The sequence below is a fragment of the Streptomyces sp. NPDC087844 genome, assembly GCF_044742785.1.
Lineage (GTDB): Bacteria > Actinomycetota > Actinomycetes > Streptomycetales > Streptomycetaceae > Streptomyces.
The window spans coordinates 1-1,095 of record NZ_JBIUVD010000072.1 but is presented as its reverse complement, the minus strand read 5'-3'; the positions used below and the strand labels follow the sequence as shown (position 1 = coordinate 1,095).

The following is a 1,095-nucleotide window of genomic DNA, read 5'->3' as shown; positions in this document are numbered from 1 at the left end:
ACACGGTTCTGGTGGTCGTGAACCTCGACCCCCACCACACCCAGGAAGCCACGGTCTCGTTGGACATGCCACGACTCGGGCTCGACCGGCACGCGTCGGTGCCGGTGCGCGACGAGCTCTCCGGCGAGATCTACCCCTGGGGCAGGACCAACTACGTACGCCTGACGCCCGGTCACCGGGCCGCGCACGTGTTCACCGTCCTGCGACCGTCCTCACCGCCCACCGGAGGGTCACCCACATGATCGTCAACGAACCCGTCGAAGACAAGTTCGAGGACACCCCCGCCAAGGACCGCGACCCCGAATGGTTCAAACGCGCCGTCTTCTACGAAGTCCTCGTCCGCTCCTTCCAGGACAGCAACGGCGACGGCATCGGCGACCTCAAAGGCCTCACCGCCAAACTCGACTACCTCCAATGGCTCGGCGTCGACTGCCTGTGGCTGCCCCCCTTCTTCCAGTCCCCCCTGCGCGACGGCGGCTACGACGTCTCCGACTACACCTCCGTCCTGCCCGAATTCGGCGACCTCGCCGACTTCGTCGAATTCACCGACGCCGCCCACCAGCGCGGCATGCGCGTCATCATCGACTTCGTCATGAACCACACCAGCGACCAGCACCCCTGGTTCCAGGCCTCCCGCAACGACCCCGACGGCCCCTACGGCGACTACTACATGTGGGCCGACAACGACCGGCAATACGCCGACGCCCGCATCATCTTCGTCGACACCGAAGCCTCCAACTGGACCTTCGACCCCATCCGCAAGCAGTACTACTTCCACCGCTTCTTCTCCCACCAGCCCGACCTCAACTTCGAAAACCCCGCCGTCGTCGAAGAAATCATCTCCGCCCTCCGCTTCTGGCTCGACCTCGGCATCGACGGCTTCCGCCTCGACGCCGTCCCCTACCTCTTCGCCGAAGAAGGCACCGACTGCGAAAACCTCCCCGCCACCCACCAGGTCCTCAAACAGGTCCGCGCCGAGATCGACGCCCACTACCCCGACACCGTCCTGCTCGCCGAAGCCAACCAATGGCCCGAAGACGTCGTCGACTACTTCGGCGACTACACCGCCGGCGGCGACGAATGCCACATGGCCTT

General features: G+C 65.2%; 1 protein-coding gene and 1 pseudogene. Both read left to right on the top strand.

Going from position 1 to position 1,095, the window contains the following annotated elements; genetic code table 11:
- A pseudogene (locus ACIOKD_RS42050) lies at positions 1-242 on the top strand (alpha-1,4-glucan--maltose-1-phosphate maltosyltransferase); the annotation flags it as partial.
- Positions 239-1,095 (top strand): alpha-amylase family glycosyl hydrolase (locus tag ACIOKD_RS42045; protein WP_402093767.1); only part of this gene is annotated, 857 nt, incomplete at its 3' end. The pseudogene ACIOKD_RS42050 and the gene ACIOKD_RS42045, both read left to right, overlap by 4 nt.